This window comes from Staphylococcus taiwanensis (genome assembly GCA_020544305.1).
Taxonomy (GTDB): Bacteria; Bacillota; Bacilli; order Staphylococcales; family Staphylococcaceae; genus Staphylococcus; species Staphylococcus taiwanensis.
Genome location: CP058667.1, coordinates 1,196,152 through 1,220,907 on the forward strand (window position 1 = coordinate 1,196,152; position 24,756 = coordinate 1,220,907).

The 24,756-nt window shown below is 32.0% G+C and carries 18 protein-coding genes; 17 read left to right on the forward strand and 1 reads right to left on the reverse strand.

Annotation, left to right across the window (positions count from 1 at the left end):
• The first annotated feature begins 155 nt into the window (after positions 1–155).
• The 4 genes from HYI43_05670 to pyk all read left to right on the forward strand — a co-directional run bounded on the left by HYI43_05670 (position 156) and on the right by pyk (position 4,940).
• Positions 156–1,022, forward strand: coding sequence for an acetyl-CoA carboxylase carboxyltransferase subunit beta (locus tag HYI43_05670; GenBank protein ID UDI78049.1), 867 nt, complete (start codon positions 156–158; stop codon positions 1,020–1,022).
• Positions 1,015–1,962 carry an acetyl-CoA carboxylase carboxyltransferase subunit alpha gene (locus HYI43_05675; GenBank protein UDI78050.1) on the forward strand — a complete coding sequence of 316 codons (948 nt, stop codon included), beginning with the start codon at positions 1,015–1,017 and terminating at the stop codon, positions 1,960–1,962. Before HYI43_05670 ends, HYI43_05675 begins: the two co-directional genes overlap by 8 nt.
• Before the next feature lie 230 nt (positions 1,963–2,192).
• A complete protein-coding gene (gene pfkA / locus HYI43_05680; GenBank protein UDI78051.1) occupies positions 2,193–3,161 on the forward strand; it encodes a 6-phosphofructokinase in 969 nt (322 codons plus the stop codon).
• A gap of 18 nt (positions 3,162–3,179) precedes the next feature.
• Complete coding sequence (gene pyk, locus HYI43_05685) at positions 3,180–4,940, forward strand: pyruvate kinase (protein ID UDI78052.1); 1,761 nt, start codon at positions 3,180–3,182, stop codon at positions 4,938–4,940.
• Positions 4,941–5,075: 135 nt separating this feature from the next.
• Here pyk and HYI43_05690 read toward each other — a convergent pair whose 3' ends face one another.
• A complete protein-coding gene (locus tag HYI43_05690; protein UDI78053.1) occupies positions 5,076–6,437 on the reverse strand; it encodes an amino acid permease in 1,362 nt (453 codons plus the stop codon).
• 350 nt (positions 6,438–6,787) lie between these two features.
• On the opposite strand from HYI43_05690, the gene HYI43_05695 reads away from it, so the two are divergent.
• The 13 genes from HYI43_05695 to HYI43_05755 all read left to right on the forward strand — a co-directional run bounded on the left by HYI43_05695 (position 6,788) and on the right by HYI43_05755 (position 24,719).
• Entirely contained in the window at positions 6,788–7,906 is a 1,119-nt protein-coding gene (locus HYI43_05695; protein UDI78054.1) for a citrate synthase, read from the forward strand.
• A 42-nt stretch (positions 7,907–7,948) separates the two neighbouring features.
• Positions 7,949–9,217, forward strand: a complete 1,269-nt coding sequence (gene icd / locus HYI43_05700) for an NADP-dependent isocitrate dehydrogenase (GenBank protein ID UDI78055.1) — start codon at positions 7,949–7,951, stop codon at positions 9,215–9,217.
• A gap of 256 nt (positions 9,218–9,473) precedes the next feature.
• Entirely contained in the window at positions 9,474–10,184 is a 711-nt protein-coding gene (locus HYI43_05705) for a response regulator transcription factor (GenBank protein UDI78056.1), read from the forward strand.
• The gene (locus HYI43_05710) at positions 10,184–11,878 is read left to right on the forward strand and encodes a PAS domain-containing protein (GenBank protein ID UDI78057.1); all 1,695 of its coding nucleotides are present in this window, start codon (positions 10,184–10,186) and stop codon (positions 11,876–11,878) included. The genes HYI43_05705 and HYI43_05710 overlap by 1 nt, the downstream gene beginning before the upstream one ends.
• Before the next feature lie 271 nt (positions 11,879–12,149).
• Positions 12,150–14,783: a DNA polymerase I gene (gene polA / locus HYI43_05715; GenBank protein ID UDI78058.1), complete on the forward strand. Its 2,634-nt coding sequence runs from the start codon at positions 12,150–12,152 to the stop codon at positions 14,781–14,783.
• A 15-nt stretch (positions 14,784–14,798) separates the two neighbouring features.
• Positions 14,799–15,671 (forward strand): bifunctional DNA-formamidopyrimidine glycosylase/DNA-(apurinic or apyrimidinic site) lyase, encoded by an 873-nt coding sequence (gene mutM, locus HYI43_05720; protein ID UDI78059.1) that lies wholly within the window; start codon positions 14,799–14,801, stop codon positions 15,669–15,671.
• 17 nt (positions 15,672–15,688) lie between these two features.
• Positions 15,689–16,297, forward strand: coding sequence for a dephospho-CoA kinase (locus HYI43_05725; GenBank protein ID UDI78060.1), 609 nt, complete (start codon positions 15,689–15,691; stop codon positions 16,295–16,297).
• A 230-nt stretch (positions 16,298–16,527) separates the two neighbouring features.
• The gene (gene gap / locus HYI43_05730) at positions 16,528–17,553 is read left to right on the forward strand and encodes a type I glyceraldehyde-3-phosphate dehydrogenase (protein UDI78061.1); all 1,026 of its coding nucleotides are present in this window, start codon (positions 16,528–16,530) and stop codon (positions 17,551–17,553) included.
• A 262-nt stretch (positions 17,554–17,815) separates the two neighbouring features.
• Positions 17,816–18,286: a transcriptional repressor NrdR gene (nrdR, locus tag HYI43_05735; protein UDI78062.1), complete on the forward strand. Its 471-nt coding sequence runs from the start codon at positions 17,816–17,818 to the stop codon at positions 18,284–18,286.
• The gene (locus HYI43_05740) at positions 18,287–19,672 is read left to right on the forward strand and encodes a DnaD domain protein (GenBank protein ID UDI78063.1); all 1,386 of its coding nucleotides are present in this window, start codon (positions 18,287–18,289) and stop codon (positions 19,670–19,672) included.
• The gene (gene dnaI, locus HYI43_05745) at positions 19,673–20,593 is read left to right on the forward strand and encodes a primosomal protein DnaI (GenBank protein UDI78064.1); all 921 of its coding nucleotides are present in this window, start codon (positions 19,673–19,675) and stop codon (positions 20,591–20,593) included.
• 309 nt (positions 20,594–20,902) lie between these two features.
• Positions 20,903–22,840, forward strand: a complete 1,938-nt coding sequence (gene thrS, locus HYI43_05750; GenBank protein ID UDI78065.1) for a threonine--tRNA ligase — start codon at positions 20,903–20,905, stop codon at positions 22,838–22,840.
• A 385-nt stretch (positions 22,841–23,225) separates the two neighbouring features.
• Entirely contained in the window at positions 23,226–24,719 is a 1,494-nt protein-coding gene (locus HYI43_05755) for an amino acid permease (protein ID UDI78066.1), read from the forward strand.
• The last annotated feature ends 37 nt before the right edge of the window (positions 24,720–24,756 follow it).

Sequence of the window (24,756 nt, forward strand, 5' to 3'; positions counted from 1 at the left end):
ACAATTACAATAGATGGAAATGTTCATTAAATAATTAGAGAAATTATGACAATATCATAATTTCTCTCTAATATTTTGAACTACATTGTAAAAAATGAACATGGATATAAATCATATATAGAAGAAATGTTGAGAGGTTATATGGAGGTTTACGAATGTTTAAGGACTTTTTTAACAGAAGTAGTAAAAAAAAGAAATATTTAACTGTACAAGATTCTAAACAAAATGAAGTGCCTGCGGGTATTATGACTAAGTGTCCTAAATGTAAAAAAATAATGTACACGAAAGAATTAAATGAAAATCTAAATGTATGCTTTAATTGCGATCATCATATCTCTTTACCAGCATATAAAAGGATTGAAGCTATCAGTGATGAAAAAACGTTCATTGAATTTGATAAAGGTATGACTTCAGATAATCCATTAGACTTTCCTGGTTATCAAGAAAAAATTGAAAAAGACCAAAATAAAACAGATCTAATGGAAGCAGTTGTCACTGGGACAGCTGAGTTAGAAGGTATTAAATTTGGTGTTGCAGTTATGGATGCACGCTTTAGAATGGGAAGCATGGGGTCAGTAGTTGGCGAAAAAATATGTCGTATCATTGATTATTGTACAGAGCATCGCTTACCGTTCATTCTTTTCTCAGCTAGTGGTGGAGCCAGAATGCAAGAAGGTATTATATCATTAATGCAAATGGGTAAAACGAGTGTTTCATTAAAACGTCATTCAGATGCAGGACTTTTATATGTTTCATATTTAACACATCCTACTACTGGAGGCGTATCTGCTAGTTTTGCTTCTGTAGGTGATATTAATTTAAGTGAGCCTAAAGCTTTAATAGGTTTTGCAGGTCGTCGAGTCATCGAACAAACAATAAACGAAAAATTGCCAGATGATTTTCAAACTGCAGAATTTTTACTTGAGCATGGACAATTAGACCAAGTTGTACATCGAAAAGAAATGAAAAATACGCTTGCTCAAATATTAAAAATGCACCAAGAGGTGAAAACTGATGCTTGATTTTGAAAAACCATTATTTGAAATAAAAAATAAAATAGAATCACTTAAAGAATCTCAAGAAAAAAATGATGTTGACCTTCAAGATGAAATAGATTTATTAGAAGCATCTTTAGAAAGAGAAACTAAGAAGATATATACGAATTTAAAACCTTGGGATAGAGTTCAAATTGCACGTCTTCAAGAAAGACCAACAACGCTTGACTATATACCATATATCTTTGATTCATTTATTGAATTCCATGGTGATCGAAATTTCAGAGATGACCCTGCTATGATTGGTGGAATAGGTTATTTAGAAGGTACGCCTGTAACAATTATTGGTCAACAAAGGGGTAAAGATACTAAAGATAATATTTATCGTAACTTTGGAATGGCTCATCCTGAAGGGTATCGTAAAGCATTAAGATTGATGAAACAAGCCGAAAAATTTAATCGTCCTATTTTCACTTTTATAGACACAAAAGGTGCGTACCCAGGTAAAGCTGCTGAAGAACGCGGACAAAGTGAATCAATTGCAAGAAATTTAGTTGAGATGGCTTCATTAAAAGTACCAGTTATTGCAATTGTCATTGGTGAAGGTGGTAGTGGTGGTGCACTTGGAATTGGTATATCTAATAAAATAATGATGCTTGAGAATAGTACATATTCCGTTATTTCACCTGAGGGTGCTGCAGCATTATTATGGAAAGATAGTACACTTGCTAAAATGGCTGCAGAAACAATGAAAATTACTGCTAAAGACTTATATGGCTTGAATGTAATTGATGAGGTAATTAATGAACCACTTGGTGGCGCACATAATGATGTTGAATTTCAAGCAATAGAAATTAAAAAAGCATTCGTAAATCATTTAAATGAATTAAAAACACTTAGTGCTGATCAATTAGTTGAAAATCGTTTTAATAAATTTAGAAATATCGGTTCATATATTGAAGACTAACTTTAATTAGATAAATCAATATAAGATATTAGCAGTGTGATTAATCCTTAAACAAAGATTGAGGTTAAAGCAATTTTAAATTGTTTTAGCCTCTTTTTTCTTTGAAAAAAAGTGGAAAATGAGTTTAAAACGTTTACATATAGATAATCCATCTATATTGATGGAACAGTAAAATAATTTGTGGTAATTTAATATTAAAGAGAAATCTAGTTAGGAAAGGGTATGTCGTCATGAAAAAAATTGCGGTATTAACAAGTGGTGGAGATTCACCAGGCATGAATGCTGCTGTGAGAGCAGTTGTTCGTAAGGCGATTTATAACGATATTGAAGTTTATGGTATTTATCAAGGTTATCAAGGTCTATTAGATGATAATATTCATAAGCTTGAATTGGGATCAGTAGGAGACACTATACAACGTGGAGGTACTTTCCTTTATTCAGCTAGATGTCCTCAATTCAAAGAGGCAAGTGTTAGACAAAAAGGAATAGAAAATTTGCATAAGCGTGGGATTGAGGGTCTAGTAGTTGTTGGAGGAGATGGTAGCTATCGTGGTGCCCAACGCATTAGTGAAGAAACTACAGATATACACACAGTTGGTATCCCGGGGACAATTGATAACGATATAAATGGTACAGATTTTACAATCGGTTTTGACACGGCTTTGAATACCATTATTGAAAGTGTTGATAAAATACGTGATACAGCCTCAAGTCACGCTAGAACATTTATCGTAGAAGTTATGGGGCGTGATTGTGGTGACCTAGCATTGTGGGCAGGCTTATCTGTCGGTGCTGAAACAATTCTTGTACCTGAAGCACACACTGATATTAAAGATGTCGCTGAAAAAATAGAAAAAGGTATCAAACGTGGAAAAAAACACTCAATCGTTATGGTTGCAGAAGGTTGCATGAGTGGTCAAGAATGTGCAGATCAATTAATGAAATATATTAATGTAGATGCACGCGTATCTGTACTTGGTCACATTCAACGTGGAGGTAGTCCGTCAGGAGCTGACCGTGTACTCGCATCACGATTAGGTGGTCATGCAGTTGAATTATTAATGCAAGGTAAATCTGGACTAGGTGTTGGTATTAAAAATAATGAATTAACAGCAACACCTTTTGATGAAATATTTAATAATAGTAGTCATAAGTTTAATACAGACATTTATGAATTAGCGAAAGAGTTATCTATTTAATTTAGGAGGCTTTTTAAAATGAGAAAGACTAAAATTGTATGTACAATTGGACCTGCATCAGAGTCTGAAGAAATGTTAGAAAAATTAATGAAAGCTGGTATGAACGTAGCGCGTTTGAACTTCTCTCATGGTAGTCATGAAGAACATAAAGCACGTATTGATACGATTCGTAAAGTAGCTGATAGATTAGGTAAAACAATCGGTATCTTATTAGATACAAAAGGACCTGAAATCCGTACGCATGACATGAAAGATGGCTTAATTATGCTTGAAAAAGGCAAAGAAGTGATCGTAAGTATGTCACAAGTTGAAGGTACACCTGAAAAATTCTCAGTAACATATGAAGACTTAATTAATGATGTGCAAGTAGGATCATACATTTTACTTGATGATGGTTTAGTTGAATTACAAGTTAAAGACATCGATAAAACTAAAGGCGAAGTTAAATGTGATATCTTAAACACTGGTGAATTAAAAAATAAAAAAGGTGTTAACTTACCTGGCGTAAAAGTTAATTTACCTGGTATTACTGATAAAGATGCTGATGATATCTTATTTGGTATTAAAGAAGATGTTGATTATATCGCAGCAAGTTTTGTACGTCGTCCAAGTGATGTTTTAGATATTCGTGAAATTTTAGAAAGAGAAAATAATCATAACATTACTATTTTCCCTAAAATTGAAAACCAAGAAGGTATCGACAATATCGAAGAAATATTAGAAGTATCTGATGGATTAATGGTTGCTCGTGGTGACATGGGTGTTGAAATTCCACCTGAATCTGTACCAATTGTGCAAAAAGATTTAATCAGAAAATGTAATAAATTAGGTAAACCAGTTATCACTGCTACACAAATGTTAGATTCAATGCAACGTAATCCTCGTGCTACAAGAGCCGAAGCAAGTGACGTTGCAAACGCAATTTACGATGGCACAGATGCAGTCATGTTATCTGGTGAAACAGCTGCCGGTCTATATCCAGAAGAAGCTGTAAAAACAATGAGAAATATTGCTGTTTCAGCTGAAGCTGCACAAGATTATAAAAAATTATTATCTGACCGTACTAAATTAGTAGAAACTTCATTAGTTAATGCAATTGGTGTATCAGTTGCACATACTGCATTAAACTTAAATGTTAAAGCAATTGTAGCTGCTACAGAAAGTGGTTCTACTGCTGTAACAATTTCTAAATATCGTCCTCATTCTGATATTATTGCAGTGACACCTAGCGAACATACAGCGCGTCAATTAGCATTAGTATGGGGTGCTTATCCAGTAATTAAAAAAGGTCGTAAAACAACTGATGACCTTTTAAATAATGCAGTTGCAACAGCTGTAGAAACTGGAAGAGTAAGTAATGGTGATTTAATTATTATTACAGCAGGTGTGCCTACTGGTGAAAAAGGTACAACTAATATGATGAAATTACACTTAGTTGGTGATGAAATCGCTAAAGGACAAGGCGTAGGTCGTGGATCTGTTGTAGGTAAAACGGTAGTTGCGAATAATTCAAGTGATTTAGAAGGCAAAGATTTAAGTGAATCTGTAATTGTAACTAACTCAGTTGATGAAAGTATGGTTCCATACCTTGAAAATGCAGTAGGTTTAATTACAGAAGAAAATGGAATTACATCACCTAGTGCAATTGTTGGTCTAGAAAAAGGTATTCCTACAATTATCGGTGTTGAAAATGCTACTAACGAATTTAAAGATGGTATCTTAGTAACTGTGGATGCAGCTCAAGGAAAAATCTTTGAAGGATATGCTAACGTACTATAATTGAATTGATAAATAATATATTTAAGAAGAGCTATTAGGGATATAAGACAGTTTATCCCTAATAGCTCTTTTATTTTGATCGCAAAAAATAAGACAGTTACTAAAGCGAATGCTTTAATAACCGTCATTAAATTATTATTTAGTTTTCTTAGCAACTTGTCTATATCTTAAATACATCAAACCTAAAAGAATGAACCAAATAGGTGTTAAGAAAATTGCATTTCTAGTAGTTTCATTTACAAATAATAAACCAAATACGAGAACAAAGAAGACTAATATTGCATAAGCCATAAATTTACCACCAGGTAATTTATAGGCTACCTGTTTATGTAATTCAGGATTTTTTCTGTGATAATTAATGTAAGCAATAACGATTAAAGCCCACACAATCACGAATAGTACAGTTGAAATCGTAGTTACATATGTAAATACTAATGTTGCATCTGGGAAAATGTAGTTTAATAACGCTGTAACAAGTAATAATGCAGATGATACAATTATAGCTATATGAGGCACGCCATTCTTATTTGTTTTTCTAAAGATGGGTGGTGCTTGTTCTTGGTTTGATAAACCAAACAACATACGGCTATTTGAGAAAATACCACTATTACAAGATGATGCAGCAGCAGTTAATACTACAAAGTTAATTAGACCAGCAGCAAAAGGGATACCAATTAATGAGAATAATCTAACAAATGGACTTTCGCTTGGATCTACTTTATCCCAAGGAATTATAGACATAATAACGGCTAATGCACCAACATAGAATACTAAAATTCTTAATGGTACTGCATTAATTGCTTTTGGAATCGTTTTTTCAGGATCTTTTGCTTCACCAGCAGTTACACCAATCATTTCAATACCAACGAATGAGAATAATGCCATTTGGAATGACATAAAGAACCCTGAAGCACCATCAGCAAAGATGCCATGTTTATACAAATTAGTAAAGCTTGCATGTCCAAATTGTGTTTTAAAAGCGAATAATATCATTACTAAACCTACTACAATAAGTGCTATAATCGTTACAATTTTGATAATGGCAAACCAGAATTCTAATTCACCAAATAATTTTGCACTTAGTAAGTTAAATAACATTAAGATTAATACACAAAATAGAGCAGAAATCCAGTTTGGAACGGCAGGGAACCAGAAACTAACATATTTAGCAACAGCAGTTACTTCAGCCATACCAGTAATAATCCAACATAGCCAATATGTCCAACCAGTTACAAATCCAGCAAAAGGTCCTATGTATTCATTTGTCACGTCTGCGAAAGATTTAAAGCGAGTATTTTGAATCATAATCTCACCTAGACCTCTCATAAACATAAACAACATGAAACCTATTATTATATAGGTCAACAGAATAGATGGACCGGTCATTGCTATTGTTTGACCTGCTCCCAAGAATAACCCAGTACCAATAGCGCCGCCAATAGCAATTAATTGCACATGACGATTACTTAACCCTCTTTGTAATTTTTCTTCAGCCATAAGACAACTCCCTTACATTTAATTAATATTAATTATGCACTTATAAATTGAATTCGACAATTATTTTTCTAATATTTTCTAAAAATTCCTTTAATATTTGGTTAATAAAATGTAATCAAGCTTAATAAAAAAATTAAAATTTTCAATATTTTCTTACTAATTACATGGTTAACAACCTAATAAATGCTTTATTAATGCTATTTATAGGGTATATCTATAGTTATAAGAACTAAATAATATAGCTAGTTTACACGTAGTCTAGAATATATAATCGTTCACAAAACTTAGTAAATTGGCTATAATATTATTTGAAAGCCATTACATTATGTATAAGAAAAGGGGAATTACTTATGGCAGAATTAAAAAAAGGTTTAGAAGGGGTAATCGCAGCTGAAACTAAAATTAGCTCAATTATCGATAGTCAATTAACATATGCGGGCTATGACATTGACGATTTAGCTGAAAATGCATTATTTGAAGAAGTTGTATTCCTTTTATGGAATTATAGATTACCAACTCAAGACGAATTAGATGCATTAAAAGAAAAACTAAATCATTACATGACTCTAAATCCAAGAGTTTACAAGCATTTTGAAGAGTATGCAACAGATAATGTACATCCTATGACGGCTTTACGTACATCAGTATCATATATTGCACATTTTGATCCAGATGCTGAAAATGAAACAGAAGAAAATAGAAAAGAAAGAGCTATTCGAATTCAAGCTAAAATTGCATCACTTGTTACTGCATTTGCACGAGTTCGTGAAGGCAAAGAACCAGTAAAACCAAATCCAGAGTTAAGCTATGCAGCTAACTTCTTATACATGTTAAGAGGAGAGTTACCTACAGATACAGAAGTGGAAGCTTTCAATAAAGCTTTAGTATTGCATGCTGACCACGAACTTAATGCTTCAGCATTTACTGCTCGTTGTGCAGTATCATCTTTATCTGATATGTATTCTGGTATTGTTGCTGCTGTAGGTTCATTAAAAGGACCTTTACATGGTGGCGCAAATGAGCAAGTAATGAACATGTTAGCTGATGTTAAATCAGTTGATGAAGTAGATGCTTATTTAGATGAAAAATTTAAAAATAAAGAAAAAATTATGGGCTTTGGTCACAGAGTATATAAAAACGGAGACCCAAGAGCGAAATATTTACGCGAAATGAGTCGCAAAATTACTGAAGAAACTGGTAGAAGTGAACTGTATGACATTTCTATTGCAATTGAAAAACGCATGAAAGATGAAAAAGGGTTAATTCCAAACGTAGATTTCTTTAGTGCGACTGTATATCATAGCATGGATATTCCTCATGATTTATTTACACCTATCTTTGCTGTAAGTCGTACATCAGGTTGGACAGCGCATATTTTAGAACAATATCGTGATAATAGAATTATGCGTCCACGTGCTAACTACGTTGGTGAAACAAATCGCAAATATTTACCAATTGAAGAAAGATAATATAAAATTATAATTAGCAACTTAAATTTGGAGGTTTATAATATGTCAGCAAAAAAAATTACTAGAGCAAATGATGGTTTAAATGTACCAAACGAACCAATTATCCCATTTATTATTGGTGATGGTATCGGACCTGATATCTGGAATGCAGCAAGTCGTGTTATTGATGCAGCTGTTGAAAAAGCATACAATGGTGAAAAACGTATTGAATGGAAAGAAGTATTAGCTGGTCAAAAAGCGTATGATGAAACTGGAGAATGGTTGCCAAAAGAAACATTAGATACGATTAAAGACTATTTAATTGCGATTAAAGGTCCATTAACTACGCCTATTGGTGGAGGTATCCGTTCTTTAAACGTTGCTTTAAGACAAGAATTAGATTTATTTACATGTTTACGTCCAGTTCGTTGGTTTAAAGGTGTACCTTCACCTGTTAAACGTCCACAAGATGTAGATATGGTTATTTTCCGTGAAAACACTGAAGATATCTATGCTGGTATCGAGTTTAAAGAAGGAACTGACGAAGTTAAAAAAATCATTGATTTCTTACAAAATGAAATGGGTGCGACTAATATCCGTTTCCCAGAGACTTCAGGTATCGGTGTAAAACCAGTTTCTAAAGAAGGAACTGAACGTTTAGTTAGAGCTGCTATTCAATATGCTATCGATAATAATCGTAAAACTGTAACATTAGTTCATAAAGGTAATATTATGAAATTTACAGAAGGTGCATTCAAACAGTGGGGTTACGATGTAGCTCATAATGAATTCGCTGATAAAGTATTCACTTGGCAACAATATGATGAAATCGTTGAAAAAGACGGCAAAGACGCAGCTAATAAAGCTCAAGAAAAAGCTGAACAAGATGGAAAAATTATTATTAAAGATTCTATCGCTGACATTTTCTTACAACAAATCCTAACTCGTCCTGCTGAACATGATGTAGTTGCAACTATGAATTTAAATGGTGACTATATTTCAGATGCATTAGCCGCTCAAGTTGGTGGTATTGGTATCGCACCAGGTGCTAACATTAACTATGAATCTGGCCATGCCATCTTTGAAGCAACTCATGGTACTGCTCCTAAATACGCAGGATTAAATAAAGTTAACCCTTCATCTGAATTATTAAGTTCAGTGTTAATGTTAGAACATTTGGGCTGGCAAGAAGCTGCTGATAAGATTACCGATGCAATAGAAGCTACGATCGCATCTAAAGTTGTAACTTACGATTTTGCTCGTTTAATGGATGGTGCTACTGAAGTATCTACTTCAGAATTTGCTGATGAATTAATTAAAAACTTAAAATAATATAAATCATATTAATTCTAAAACTCTTACAAAGATGTTACGTCTATGTAAGAGTTTTTTTATTTTTAAAATTATATAATGTTTATTAAATATTTGTTAATATATATTTAAGAACACCTAAATATTTTCTCAACAATCCCAAAATATAATAATGATTGTTAAGTTTATGTAAATTTAATATGTTGTATGTTATTTTTGTTTGAACTTCCGTTATAATAAAAATGAAATTGTTATATCTAAGTCAGGGAGGCACATTATGTCACAAAAAGTATTAGTGGTTGACGATGAGCAATCAATTGTAACTTTACTAAAATATAATCTTGAAACAGCAGGTTACATCGTTGAGGTAGCCTATGATGGAGAGGAAGCTTTAGAAAAAGTAAACGAAGTTCAACCGGAACTTATCGTTTTAGATGTAATGTTACCAAAAAAAGACGGTATTGAAGTGTGTAAAACAATTCGATCCGATAAAAATTTAGTACCCATTTTAATGCTAACAGCTAAAGATGATGAATTTGATCGTGTTTTAGGTTTAGAATTAGGTGCTGATGACTACATGACCAAACCTTTTTCACCACGTGAAGTAGTAGCTAGAGTTAAAGCAATATTAAGAAGAGCCAAATTTGTAAGCGAAATTGAAAAAGATGATGTAGACGAGGAAGATATATTAATTGAAAATATACGCATTAGACCTGAATTTTTTGAAGTTTATAAAGATGATGAACTTTTAGAACTTACACCTAAAGAATTTGAATTATTATTATATCTTATTGAAAGACAAGGTCGTGTTATCACTAGAGAACATATGCTTAATTCAGTTTGGAATTATGAATTTGCAGGTGACTCACGAATTGTTGATGTGCATATAAGTCATTTAAGAGATAAATTAGAAGAGAATCCTAAGCAACCTAAATTAATTAAAACTGTACGTGGATTAGGTTATAAGTTAGAAAGACCTAAAGCTTAATGTTGAAATTTCATCACAGATTACTTTTATTATTAAGTACAATTACCATAATCAGTTTTATTGGTTTAGGGATTATTTTGCACCACACTATATATCAAATATTATCTACAGCACAAGTTTCTGAATTAAATCATGTATCAGAAAACTTTGTAAAATTTAATAATCAAAGAAATAATGCTGAAATAAAAAATATTTCAGATAATCAAAACTTAACTGTTAAAATCACTAAAAATGGTCATACTATTTATGAAACGGGTAATCGAAATAAAATTAATAGCAAAATTGATAATGACGCGAATCCATCTAATATCATTTACAAGAAAGAAAATGGACAATTCAGATTTACATTTAAGACAACGTTTAATGAAAAGACGATATACATAAGTGGCATTAATACTGAAATATTTGAACTACAAAAAAGCATGTGGAAGTACTTAGCTTTGATAGGAATTATCGTGTTATTGGCAGTTTATCTAGCGGTGCGTAGTATTAATCGAACATATATTAGACCGATTAATGAAGTTACTTATGCCACGTCACTTATTGCTGATGGGTATTATCATGTTCGTGTACCTGAAAGTAATGTTAAAGAAACCAAAGCATTGTTTGTTACAACTAATGATTTAGCCAGACGTCTACAAAAGCTGAATAATAAACAAAAAATACAATCAAATCGCTTAAAAACAACTTTAGAGAATATTCCAAGTTCAGTTTTGATGATAGATAAACATGGTGATATTGTAGTTGCAAATCATGCATATTATGAATTGTTTAGACCAAGCGATAAAGTAGAAAATAAAAATTACACGTCATATTTAGATAAACAAATACAAATGTTAATACTTGAAAGTTTTAAAACTGAAAAACCACTCTATAATCAAGTAGAAATATTTATAAACAATGTTCATCAAAAATATTTTGATGTTTCTTGTGTTCCAATTTTAAGTAAATCTAAAAAGAAACTACAAGGCATCGTTGTAGTTATGCATGATATTACAAATCTTCAAAAATTAGAAAATCTGCGACGGGAATTTGTAGCAAATGTTTCACATGAATTAAAAACCCCAATCACTTCAATTAAAGGCTTTGCAGAAACACTTATTGAAGGAGCTAAAAACGACGAGCAATCACTTGAAATGTTTTTAAATATCATTTTAAAAGAATCTAATCGTATAGAGTCATTAGTTATGGATTTGCTTGATTTATCGCATATTGAACAACAAACTGAACTGGAAACATCATACGTGAATCTTTCAGAATTAGCTTGTAATACTATTGATCATTTACAAAATCAGGCAAGATATAAAAACATCGAAATAAAAGCGGAAATTGAACCTGAAGTCATCTTTGAAGCTCATGAAAATAAGATTGCTCAAGTTATTACAAATTTACTCTCAAATGCAATTAACTATTCTTTAGAAGGTAATCAAGTTATTGTTAGAGTCTATAGAGAGAATATTAACGTTAATTTGGAAATAGAGGATTTTGGTATTGGTATTGCTCCAGATGATCAACAACATATTTTTGAAAGGTTTTATCGAGTGGATAAAGCGAGAAGTCGTGATTCAGGTGGTACTGGATTAGGTTTATCAATAACTAAGCATATCGTTGAAGCACATCATGGTACGATTACAATTAATAGTGAACTAGGCAAAGGTTCTTTATTTAAAGTTTCGTTTTTGGATGAACAATAATTATTGTTAAATTGGATTTGAAACAAGTGTTATATTATAAAGCTATATTGTAAATTCACATTAGTTGACTGACTTTAGTGAGTTAGATTTATTTGAGTGCTTCAATACGCATTATCCTTACGGGGGTGAGACAAAAAATTCATTATGAATTCTGTCTTACTTCCGTTTTTTTATGACTTCTGGTTAGGATGTAAATGGCTTAATCCATTCATTCGTGAAGCAAAAAGGAATGTGCTAAAATATAATTAAATTCACTCTGGAGGTTTGCGCTTTGAATAAATTAGTCTTAATAGATGGTAATAGTTTAAGTTTTAGAGCATTTTATGCTTTACCACTACTATCAAACAAAGCAGGAATTCATACAAATGCGATATATGGTTTTGCAATGTTATTGGAAAAAATATTGAGAGAGGAAGAACCCAATCATTTTTTAGTAGCATTTGACGCAGGTAAAACTACGTTTAGACATTCTAAATATAGTGAATATAAAGGCGGTCGACAAAGCACGCCACCTGAGTTAAGTGAGCAATTTCCATATATACGTCAGTTATTAGATGCTTATCATATTAAACATTATGAATTGGACAATTATGAAGCAGACGATATTATTGGTACGCTTAGTCTTGAGGCAGATAAAAAAGGTTTTGAAACAATTATAGTAACCGGAGACCGAGATTTAACGCAATTAGCTTCTGATCGTGTAACGATTTACTACACGAAAAAAGGTGTCACTGATGTCGATTATTATACTCCAGAATTTATAGCTGAAAAATATGACGGTTTAACACCAAACCAAATCATCGATATGAAAGGTTTAATGGGTGATACTTCTGATAATATTCCAGGTGTAGCTGGAGTCGGTGAAAAAACTGCTATTAAATTATTGAAACAATTTGATACTGTTGAAGGCGTCTATAATCATATCGATGAAGTATCTGGAAAAAAATTAAAAGAGAAGCTTGAAAATAGTCACGATGATGCACTTATGAGTAAAGATTTGGCTACTATTAATAGAGAAAGTCCTATCGAAGTATCATTAAAAGATACTGAACGAGTTGATTCAGACGATCAACAAGATAAAGTTGAACTATTTAAGAAATTAGAATTCAAGCAATTACTGGCAGAAATAGATGACAATTCACAGTTACAAGATAATAAAACAGAGAAATCATTTGATATTAAATCAACATTTGAACACATTGATTTTGAAAATCTAAAAGAAGCGGTTATCCATTTTGAGATAGATGGAAGTAATTATTTAAAAGATAAAATTTTGAAATTTGGATTTTATGCTAATAATCAACATATTGTTATAAATGCTGACAGTATTGCTGAATATCCTGAACTTATTAAATGGTTAGAAAACAATGATACACACAAAAGCGTTTATGATGCGAAAAAAACCTATGTTGTAGCACATCGATTAAAGATTGATATAAAAAATATTATGTTTGATGCGATGCTTGCAAGTTACATTATAGATCCTTCTAGAACAATTGATGATGTTCAATCAGTTGTCTCAAATTATAATCAAAATTATGTCAAAGATGATATTTCAATTTATGGAAAAGGTAAAAAGAGACATATACCTGAAGATGAAATTTTAAATGCACATATTGCATCGATTACAGAAGCGATAAATGCTGCTCAACCAATAATGCAAGAAGAGCTAGAAGCACATAATCAAATTGACTTATTACTTGAATTAGAATTGCCACTGGCCCGTATATTAAGCCAAATGGAAGAGATAGGTATTTATACTGACGTTAATGATTTACAAGAAATGCAACAAGAAATACAAGAAAAATTAGACTTATTAATTAACAACATTCACGAAGCAGCAGGTGAAGAATTTAATATTAACTCTCCTAAGCAATTAGGTGTTGTCTTATTTGAAACTTTAAAACTTCCAGTTATTAAAAAGACAAAGACTGGTTATTCAACAGCAGTAGATGTATTAGAACAACTTCAAGGTGAACATCCAATAATTGACTATATTTTAGAATATCGTCAACTATCTAAATTACAATCTACTTATGTTGAAGGTTTACAAAAAGTAATTAGTGATGATCAACGTATCCATACACGTTTCAATCAAACGTTAGCCCAAACTGGCCGATTATCATCAGTCGACCCTAATTTACAAAATATACCTATCCGATTAGAAGAGGGAAGAAAAATTAGGAAAGCATTTAAATCTACTTTAAATGACAATGTGATTCTTTCAGCAGATTATTCGCAAATCGAACTGCGTGTGTTAGCGCATATCACTCAAGATGAAAGTATGAAAGATGCATTTAATCATGGTAGTGATATTCATACTGCTACTGCTATGAAAGTGTTTGATGTAGAAGCGGATGAAGTAAATGATTTAATGCGTAGACAAGCTAAAGCGGTTAATTTTGGTATTGTTTATGGGATTAGTGATTATGGTTTGAGCCAAAGCTTAGGTATAACACGTAAAAAGGCGAAAGCTTTTATAGATGACTATTTAGCTAGTTTCCCTGGTGTAAAACAATATATGTCTGATATTGTTAAAGACGCTAAAGCTGATGGATATGTTGAAACATTGTTGCATCGTCGCCGTTATATTCCAGACATTAATAGCCGGAATTTTAATTTAAGAGGGTTTGCTGAACGAACAGCGATGAATACGCCTATTCAAGGTAGTGCTGCTGATATTATAAAATTAGCTATGGTTGAATTTGATAAAAAAGTTCGTGATACATCGTACCATGCTAAGTTATTATTACAAGTTCACGATGAATTAATTTTTGAAGTTCCTAAAAATGAAGTTGAAGCGTTTAGTGCATTTGTTGAAAATATAATGGAAAATGCATTGGCTCTAGATGTGCCATTAAAAGTAGATTCTAATTATGGCGCTACTTGGTATGATGCGAAATAGAAAGAGGAAGATTAAATGCCAGAATTACCAGAAGTTGAACATGTTAAAAGAGGTATTGAACCATATATTTTAAATAGCGCTATCAATAGCGTGACATTTTCAAAAAAAGTTATCGAAGGTAAACAACAAGGGAAAGAGACAATCATCAAAGGAATTAATTTAGATGGCTTTAGACTCAATAGTGAAGGTTATACTTTTAAGGGTATAGAAAGAAGAAGTAAGTATATTGTTTTTACTATAGAGAAACATCAAAGACAACGTATTTTATTAAGTCATTTAGGTATGGCGGGTGGCTTTTTTATTGTTGATAATTTATCTGATATTAGTACACCAAATTACCGTAAACATTGGCATGTCATTTTTCATTTAGATAATGGGAAAAAACTTGTATATTCAGATATAAGACGATTTGGTGAAATTAGAAATTTAAGTTCATTTCAAGATTATCCTGCCTTTTTGGAAATTGCGCCAGAGCCTTTTGAAAAGGAAGCATTCATTCATTTCACACATTACTTGGATCAGAAAAAGATTCAAAATAAACCTATAAAACAAATGTTACTAGATCATAAGATTATCGCAGGTTGTGGAAATATTTATGCATGTGAAGCGTTATTTAGAGCAGGTGTTTTACCTGATCGTAAAGTTAAAGATGTATCAATACAAACACGTCAAATGTTATTTTATTATGTTCAAGAAGTCTTGAAAGAGGGTATAAATAACGGCGGAACAAGCATTTCAGATTATCGTCATGCTGATGGTAAAACTGGTGAAATGCAATTACATCTTAATGTATATAAACAAAAAATATGTAAAGTCTGTGGACATGAAATCGAACTGAAAGTCGTTGCAACGAGAAATAGTCATTTCTGCCCACACTGTCAGAACTAAAAGTGAGTGTGATAAATATGCCAAAAGTAATCGGATTAACTGGTGGAATCGCCACTGGGAAATCAACAGTTTCAGAGTTATTAACTGCATTTGGTTTCAAAGTGGTTGATGCTGATATTGCAGCACGAAAAGCTGTTGAAAAAGGTTCAAAAGGTTTAGAACAGGTTAAAGCACAATTTGGAGAAGAAGCTATTACTCAGGATGGCGAAATGGATCGCAAATATATGGGGGAACTTGTATTTAATCACCCTGAAAAGCGACTTGAATTAAACGAAATTGTGCATCCAATAGTGCGTGAAATCATGGAAAGTGAAAAACAAATGTATTTAAATGAAGGGTATAATGTCATAATGGATATACCACTTCTTTTCGAAAATGATCTACAGGATACAGTCGATGAAGTATGGTTAGTTTATACGTCAGAAAGTATTCAAATTGATAGATTGATGGAAAGAAATGATTTATCAATTGAAGATGCTAAGGCTAGGGTGTATAGCCAAATTTCAATTGATAAAAAAAGTAGAATGGCCGATCACGTAATAGATAATCTCGGAGACAAACTAGAATTAAAACAAAATTTAGAAAAACTTTTAGTTGAAAAAGGTTTTTTGGATAAAGAATTTTAAAATATAAAACTAATGGCTAAATTAAATCCTAACATGAATTTACAATAATTATTGAAAATAACTGATTGTTGTTTATTTATTGTTAGGATTTTTTAATTTGATAAATTTTATTATGATTGATAAAAAATTAATTTTTAAAATTTGTAGAAAACGCTTTCAAATTCTCATTATTATGTTACACTATTTTTATAAAGTATAACATATAAACAAAGAATCAAGGGGTGCTTTAAATGTCAACTAACATAGCAATTAATGGAATGGGTAGAATTGGAAGAATGGTGTTAAGAATCGCTTTACATAATGATAATCTTAACGTTGTAGCGATTAACGCGAGCTATCCACCAGAAACAATTGCACATCTAATTAATTATGATACAACTCACGGTAGATATGACAAAAAAGTAGAACCAATTGAAAATGGTATCCGTGTAGATGGCAAAGAAATCAAACTTGTTTCAGATCGTAATCCTGAAAATTTACCTTGGAAAGAATTAGATATCGATATCGTTATTGAAGCTACAGGTAAATTTAATCATGGTGATAAAGCAATTGGTCATATCAATGCTGGAGCTAAAAAAGTATTATTAACTGGTCCATCTAAAGGTGGTCACGTTCAAATGGTCGTTAAAGGGGTAAACGATGATCAATTAGATGTTGAAAAATATGACATTTTTAGTAATGCATCATGTACTACAAATTGCATAGGACCTGTTGCAAAAGTGTTGAATGATAAATTTGGTATTGTTAATGGATTGATGACAACAGTTCACGCTATTACAAATGATCAAAATAACATTGATAATCCACATAAAGATTTACGTCGTGCTCGTTCTTGCAATGAGAGTATCATCCCAACTTCAACTGGAGCTGCTAAAGCATTAAAAGAAGTACTTCCAGAATTAGAAGGTAAATTGCATGGCTTAGCGTTAAGAGTACCAACTAAGAATGTTTCTTTAGTAGATTTAGTAGTAGACTTAGAACAAAATGTTTCTGCTGAAGAAGTTAACGAAGCATTCCGTAATTCAAATTTAGAAGGTATTTTAGATGTTGAAGATGCACCACTTGTCTCTATGGACTTCAACACTAATTCTAATTCAGCTATTATTGACGCTCAAAACACAATCGTAATGGGTGATAATAAAGTTAAAGTAATAGCTTGGTACGATAATGAATGGGGTTATTCTAATAGAGTAGTTGAAGTGGCTGAACAAATTGGTGATTTAATAGCTACTGAAGCTACTGCTACAGCAAATTAATATATTAAAAATTGAGTGTAACTATTTTTATCAAGATGAGGTTGAGGAATCATAACTTTATGATTTCCACCTCTATTTTTTATTTTATTATTTGTGTTTTAAAACTAAAGTTTTATATATAACTAAATTTGACGAGTTTATAGAATTGATTTATTGATCATGTTTTTTTATATTTTGTAATTTGAGGTCAAAATTAGACTTCTTTTGTCTAAATTACTTTTATAGTATAATGAAGCATAATCTATTCAAGAGGGTGACAGATATGAAATGCCCAAAATGTAATTCTACGCATTCACGTGTTGTTGACTCAAGACATGCAGATGAAGCAAATGCTATTAGAAGAAGACGTGAATGTGAGCAATGTGGGACACGCTTTACTACATTTGAACATATTGAGGTCAGTCCACTTATCGTTGTTAAAAAAGATGGTACGCGTGAACAATTTTTAAGAGAAAAGATACTCAATGGTTTAGTAAGATCATGTGAAAAAAGACCAGTTCGTTATCAGCAATTAGAGGATATTACGAATAAAGTAGAATGGCAATTGCGTGATAGTGGTCAAACTGAGATTTCATCAAGAGATATTGGTGAGTATGTTATGAATCTACTAATGCATGTCGATCAAGTATCTTATGTACGTTTTGCTTCTGTATATAAAGAATTTAAAGATGTGGATCAACTGTTAGCTTCAATGCAAGGCATCTTGAATGATAACAAGCGGAGTGATTTATAAATGAGTTTACAGTCATATGAATACGGATTGACTCCTCACGATGGTTTCAAAGTTTTCTGTCAGTTTCAATTAACTCATAACCATTTAGAGATACTTAATAGATTGTATGTCCCTCTAATCGGTGCTCAAGCAATAGGTACTTATCACTTTATGAACCAATTTGTGAATAGTGATGAAACTTTAACGCATTATACGATTATGAATGAGTTGAAATTGAATTTATTAGAATATCGACATTATATGGATTTATTAGAAGCTATTGGCTTAGTCAAAACTTATGTTAGACACGATAATCAACAATCTTTTTTTGTTTACGAATTAATTCAGCCGCCAACTGCGTATCAATTTTTTAATGATCCCATGTTATCTATTTATCTTTATAATGAGGTTGATAAAAAGCGATATAAAGCTTTAAAAAATTATTTTGAAGAAGAGAAACCAGACTTAAGTGATTTTACGCAAGTAACACGAAAATTTACTGATATTTTTAAAGTACCACATAAGAATATAGAGATTGATTCTTCAACAATTAAGAAAGAAGTAGGTTATAGCGGTATAGACTTATCTAATGAAACTTTTGACTTTGATATGCTTAAAGAGATGCTACGTCAACATTTTATTAGTGATGAAATTATTAATAAAGAAACTAAAAATTTAATTGTTCAACTAGCCACTTTATATGGTTTAACAGAGGATGCTATGAAGAGAATTATTTTAAATTCAATTACAAGCGATCAACGAATATCATATGAAGAAATGCGAAAACATGCACGTTCATATTATTTAATAGAACACAATCAACAATTGCCTAAAATAGTACCTAAATCACGTGATCAAAGTGATGCAAATACTAAGAGTCAAGCGACAGTATCAAACCAAACTACATCCAAAGAAGACTGGTTAGAATTACTAGAACAAACAAGTCCTATTGATATGTTGGCGTCTTGGTCTGAATCGGAACCAACGTTTCAACAAAAGAAAATGATTGAAGAATTGATTGAAAGAGAAAAACTATCCTTTGGCGTAATAAATATTCTTCTACAATTTGTAATGTTAAAAAACGATATGAAATTACCCAAAACATACATCTTAGAAATTGCATCAAATTGGAAAAAATTAGGAATAAAAACAGCCAAAGAAGCTTATGATTACGCCTTAAAAGCTAATGAACCCAAAACCGATTATAATAGTGAAGAAAAGCGTAAATCTGGAAGACGTTATCCAAAGTCTCGTGAAATAGTATCAAGAGAAAAAACGCCTAAATGGTTAAAAAACAGAGAGCAATCTGTTCCTAAAAAATCAATGACTGATGAAGATGAAGAAAAATTAGAAGAGGAAAGAAAAGCTTTCCGTGCTCAATTAGCTCAAGATTGGGAGGAGGATTAGATGAAATCATTTAATAGTATTATGCGTATCAATGATGATTTGGAACAAAGAATTGCCAAAATAAAGCAACAAGTGATTAATGATCCTGATGTTAAAACCTTTTTAACTGAGCATAAAGCCGAATTAACAAATGAAATCATCGATAGAGATTTAAATGTTTTACAAGAATATAAAGACCAACAAAAAGAATATGATGGACATGAATATGATAAATGCCCAAATTTCGTTAAAGGTCATGTTCCAGAACTATATATAGATAATCAAAGAATTAAAATAAGGTATAATTTATGTCCTTGTAAGATTAAATATGATGAAGCACGATTTAATGCACAATTAATTACTTCGCACCACATGCAAAGAGATACTCTAAATGCTAAAATGAAGGACATTTACACGAATGATCGCAATAGATTGGATATAGCAATGGCAGTCAATGATATTTGTAAACAGCTTGTAAATGGCAATAAAGTAAAAGGTTTATATATTCATGGTCCGTTTGGAACAGGGAAATCTTTTATTTTAGGAGCGATTGCTAATCAACTTAAATCCAAAAGTGTTGCATCAACCATTGTTTATTTACCTGAATATATTCGTACACTTAAAAGTGGTTTCAGAGATGGCAGTTATGAAACAAAACTACAACGTATTAGAGAGGCTAATATATTAATGATTGATGATATTGGTGCTGAAGAAGTTACACCTTGGGTAAGAGATGAAGTGATTGGACCTCTATTACATTATAGAATGGTCCAAGAATTGCCTACATTCTTCTCATCAAACTTAAATTTTGATGAATTAGAACATCATCTAGCGATTACACGTGAAGGTGCTGAAGCAACAAAAGCAGCGAGAATCATTGAACGAATCAAAACTTTATCAAACCCATATTATTTAGATGGACAAAATTTACGAAATAATTGAATTTTTAAGTAACTATTGTATAATGAAATTAAATATTAATCGTTGAAATAAATGAAGATACGATAGTTTAATCCATATTATACAGCGAGCTAATGTTAGATGAGAATTTAGCTAATATATTAAATTATTACTCCTTCACAATTTAGGTGTTGGTAATCAATACCCGGCTCAAGACCGTTATCTTATGTAGAGATATTTAGCTTAGTGCTAAATAACTAGGGTGGTACCACGACAAACTCGTCCCTTTTTAGGGGACGAGTTTTTTATTTCAACGATAATAGATTATTTGTAAAAATGGAGGATTAAATTATGGATCAAATTAATGTTCAATTTCCAGATGGTAATTCAAAATCATTTGATAAAGGAACAACGACTGAAGATATTGCACAATCTATTAGTCCAGGATTAAGAAAAAAAGCAGTGGCTGGTAAATTTAATAATCAAATGGTGGATTTAACTCGACCTTTAGAAGAAGATGGGTCAATTGAAATTGTAACACCCGGTAGTGATGAAGCTTTAGAAGTTTTACGTCATTCTACTGCACATTTAATGGCTCAAGCACTCAAACGTTTATATGGTGATGTTAAATTTGGTGTAGGTCCAGTCATTGATGGTGGATTTTATTATGATTTTGATATGGATGAAAAAGTTTCATCTGATGATTTTGAAAAAATAGAAAAAACTATGAAACAAATCGTTGATGAAAACCATAAAATTGAACGCAAAGTTGTTTCAAGAGATGAAGCTAAAGCATTCTTCAAAGATGATCCTTATAAATTAGAATTAATTGATGCAATTCCAGAAGATGAAAGTGTAACGCTATATTCACAAGGTGAATTTACTGACTTATGCCGTGGGGTACATGTACCTTCTACATCTAAGATTAAAGAATTTAAATTATTGTCAACTGCTGGTGCATATTGGCGTGGCGATAGTGATAACAAAATGTTACAAAGAATATATGGTACTGCATTTTTCGATAAAAAAGATTTAAAAGCGCATTTAGAAATGCTAGAAGAACGTCGTGAACGTGATCACCGTCGAATCGGTAAAGATTTAGAATTATTCACAAATAATCAATTAGTAGGTGCTGGATTGCCATTATGGTTACCAAATGGTGCAACAATCCGTCGTGAAATTGAACGTTATATAGTTGATAAGGAAGTAAGCATGGGATATGACCATGTTTATACACCTGTATTAGCAAATGTTGAGTTATATAAAACGTCTGGACACTGGGATCACTACAGAGATGATATGTTCCCACCAATGAAATTAGATGAAACAGAAGAAATGGTATTAAGACCAATGAACTGTCCACATCACATGATGGTTTACAATAATCGTCCGCATTCTTATCGTGAATTACCTATTCGTATAGCTGAATTAGGAACTATGCATAGATATGAAGCAAGTGGTGCTGTATCAGGATTACAACGTGTACGTGGAATGACTTTAAATGACTCACATATTTTTGTTAGACCTGATCAAATTAAAGATGAATTTAAACGCGTAGTTAATATGATTCAAGAAGTTTACAATGATTTCGGATTTGAAGACTATACATTTAGATTGAGTTATAGAGATCCTGAAGATAAAGAGAAATATATGGATGACGATGAAATGTGGAATAAAGCTGAGTCAATGCTTAAAGAAGCGGTTGATGAAATGGGGTTACCATATGTTGAAGCTATTGGTGAAGCTGCGTTTTACGGTCCTAAATTAGATGTTCAAGTTAAAACTGCTATGGGTAAAGAGGAAACTTTATCTACAGCACAAATTGACTTCTTGTTACCTGAACGTTTTGAACTTACTTATATTGGTAGTGATGGTGAAAATCACCGTCCAGTGGTTATTCATCGTGGTGTCGTTTCAACTATGGAACGCTTTGTAGCATTTTTAACAGAAGAAACAAAAGGAGCATTCCCAACATGGTTAGCTCCTAAACAAGTTGAAATTATTCCAGTAAACGTTGATTTACACTATGATTATGCTAAAAATTTACAGGATGAATTAAAATCTCAAGGTATACGCGTAGAAATTGATGATCGTAATGAAAAAATGGGTTATAAAATTCGTGAGGCCCAAATGCAAAAAATTCCATACCAATTAGTTGTGGGAGATAAAGAAGTAGAAAACAATGAAGTGAACGTACGTCAATACGGTTCGCAAGATCAAAAAACGATGGAAAAAGATGAGTTCATCTGGAATTTAGTAGATGAAATTCGTTTGAAAAAACATAGATAAACTTGATAAAAATAATAGCTTAATGTATATTACTAATTAGTAAAAGTAAAAATGAGTTAGAGGTTGCGTTTTTAATTATTAACTCTTCAGAAGTTGTAGTGGAACATGTGTTGAAAGAGTGAAAGGTAAAGACGCCGAAACAAATGATAACCACACTTGTCATTTGTTGGGACAGTTGTCGAATAGAAACTGTACTGTCACAGTTTGTGATGTGCTACCGATATAGATTAAGCAAATGGTTGCATATCTTATAGGTATGTAACCATTTTTTATGCTTTGATTTTAGTTTTATATAGTTTGTAAAGTATAAATTTGATAAGTCAATTATCAACACAGAACAAATAAATAAAATTTGTTAGCCTCTACTGAAGGAAAGGAAGCTTCTATGAGTAAAGTCGAAAGTCAAGACGAGGGGATTAAACGTGGATTGAAGGATCGTCATATTTCTATGATTGCAATGGGTGGTTGTATTGGAACTGGATTATTTATGACATCCGGTGGTGCAATACATGATGCAGGTGCACTCGGTGCGTTAATTGCTTATGCAATTATTGGTGCTATGGTATTCTTCCTTATGACATCACTAGGTGAAATGGCTACGTATTTACCTGTTTCTGGTTCATTTAGTACATATGCAACACGTTTTGTTGATCCTTCATTGGGATTTGCACTAGGTTGGAACTATTGGTTTAACTGGGTAATTACCGTTGCCGCTGATGTTACAATTGCAGCACAAGTTATCCAATATTGGACACCAATGGCAGGTATACCTGCATGGGTATGGAGTTGTATATTCTTAGTCATTATTTTTGCACTCAACTCACTATCAGTCAGAGTTTATGGTGAAAGTGAATATTGGTTTGCTTTAATTAAAGTCGTAACCGTAATCATCTTTATCATTATAGGTTTATTGACTATATTAGGTATCATGGGTGGAAAATTCGTTGGTTTTGAAACATTTACTAAAGGTGATGGACCAATTTTAGGAGGTAATCTAGGTGGTAGTTTATTATCCATCTTAGGTGTATTCCTTGTAGCTGGATTTTCATTCCAAGGAACTGAATTAATAGGGATTACCGCGGGAGAATCAGAAAATCCTGAACGCGCCGTACCTAAAGCAATTAAGCAAGTCTTTTGGAGAATATTATTATTCTACATTTTAGCTATATTCGTTATCGGTATGTTAATTCCTTATGATAGCAATGCACTGATGGGTGGAGATGATAGCATAGCGACATCACCATTCACACTCGTATTTAAAAATGCGGGATTAGCATTTGCAGCCTCATTTATGAATGCGGTGATTTTAACTTCTGTATTATCAGCAGGTAACTCAGGTATGTATGCATCGACACGAATGTTGTATTCTATGAGTAAAGATAAATTAGCGTTTCCATCATTTGGTAAAACGAATAAATACGGCGTTCCATATTTATCGTTATTTGCGACTGCAATTTTAGTTGTAACTATTTTCTTGGTTCAAAAGTTAAGTGGAAATGCATATGAATATATTGTTGCAGCAAGCGGAATGACAGGGTTTATTGCATGGGTAGGTATAGCCGTGAGTCATTATAGATTTAGAAAAGCATTTGAGAAACAACATCATAAAAAGAAAGAATTAAAATATAAGGCGAAATGGTTCCCATTCGGGCCTATATTTGCGGGCATCTTATGTGTGATTGTAATCATTGGACAAGATGTTGATTTTATTAAAACTGGAGAATTTGATTTGAATAGATTTATTATTACGTATATGGGAATTCCAGTGTTCCTAGCATTCTTTATTTATCATAAATTGAGATATAAAACTAAATTAATTCCTTTAGATAAAGTTGATTTACGCCAAGATGTTAAAATGGATGATATAAAACATCATTAATTTTAAATTAGTAGTTGACTTAATATATAAATGTTGA

Bases quoted from the DNA above. Each gene is read 5' to 3' on its own strand.
- HYI43_05670 (UDI78049.1), top strand. From the start codon at position 156: ATGTTTAAGGACTTTTTTAACAGAAGTAGTAAAAAAAAGAAATATTTA.
- HYI43_05675 (UDI78050.1), top strand. From the start codon at position 1,015: ATGCTTGATTTTGAAAAACCATTATTTGAAATAAAAAATAAAATAGAA.
- pfkA (UDI78051.1), top strand. From the start codon at position 2,193: ATGAAAAAAATTGCGGTATTAACAAGTGGTGGAGATTCACCAGGCATG.
- pyk (UDI78052.1), top strand. From the start codon at position 3,180: ATGAGAAAGACTAAAATTGTATGTACAATTGGACCTGCATCAGAGTCT.
- HYI43_05690 (UDI78053.1), bottom strand. From the start codon at position 6,437: ATGGCTGAAGAAAAATTACAAAGAGGGTTAAGTAATCGTCATGTGCAA.
- HYI43_05695 (UDI78054.1), top strand. From the start codon at position 6,788: ATGGCAGAATTAAAAAAAGGTTTAGAAGGGGTAATCGCAGCTGAAACT.
- icd (UDI78055.1), top strand. From the start codon at position 7,949: ATGTCAGCAAAAAAAATTACTAGAGCAAATGATGGTTTAAATGTACCA.
- HYI43_05705 (UDI78056.1), top strand. From the start codon at position 9,474: ATGTCACAAAAAGTATTAGTGGTTGACGATGAGCAATCAATTGTAACT.
- HYI43_05710 (UDI78057.1), top strand. From the start codon at position 10,184: ATGTTGAAATTTCATCACAGATTACTTTTATTATTAAGTACAATTACC.
- mutM (UDI78059.1), top strand. From the start codon at position 14,799: ATGCCAGAATTACCAGAAGTTGAACATGTTAAAAGAGGTATTGAACCA.
- HYI43_05725 (UDI78060.1), top strand. From the start codon at position 15,689: ATGCCAAAAGTAATCGGATTAACTGGTGGAATCGCCACTGGGAAATCA.
- gap (UDI78061.1), top strand. From the start codon at position 16,528: ATGTCAACTAACATAGCAATTAATGGAATGGGTAGAATTGGAAGAATG.
- nrdR (UDI78062.1), top strand. From the start codon at position 17,816: ATGAAATGCCCAAAATGTAATTCTACGCATTCACGTGTTGTTGACTCA.
- HYI43_05740 (UDI78063.1), top strand. From the start codon at position 18,287: ATGAGTTTACAGTCATATGAATACGGATTGACTCCTCACGATGGTTTC.
- dnaI (UDI78064.1), top strand. From the start codon at position 19,673: ATGAAATCATTTAATAGTATTATGCGTATCAATGATGATTTGGAACAA.
- thrS (UDI78065.1), top strand. From the start codon at position 20,903: ATGGATCAAATTAATGTTCAATTTCCAGATGGTAATTCAAAATCATTT.
- HYI43_05755 (UDI78066.1), top strand. From the start codon at position 23,226: ATGAGTAAAGTCGAAAGTCAAGACGAGGGGATTAAACGTGGATTGAAG.